The sequence below is a fragment of the Pantoea sp. E956-1 genome (assembly GCF_982223955.1).
In genome coordinates this window covers 1-253 of record NZ_CEUYZP010000143.1, presented here as the reverse complement: position 1 = coordinate 253, position 253 = coordinate 1, and the positions used below count along the sequence as shown (strand labels likewise).

At 53.0% G+C, this 253-nt stretch carries 1 rRNA gene; it reads left to right on the top strand.

What is annotated here, in order from left to right:
- A 23S ribosomal RNA gene (locus AC0T7J_RS25675) occupies positions 1 to 98 on the top strand; the annotation flags it as partial.
- Positions 99 to 253: the final 155 nt, after the last annotated feature.

Genomic DNA, 253 nt, shown 5'->3' with positions numbered 1-253 from the left:
TGAAGGGACGTTGAAGACTACGACGTTGATAGGCCGGGTGTGTAAGCGCAGCGATGCGTTGAGCTAACCGGTACTAATGACCCGTGAGGCTTAACCTTACAACGCCAGAGGCGTTTTTGAGAGACACGATTTTCAGCTTGTACCGGATACAGTTGTGTCCTGCGGACTGAAGTCCGAAGGATTTTGCGCTGAGGCAAGGCGGCAACCGACCGATACGAAGGAGCATACTGAAGTATGTGACGGAGTAGCGCGA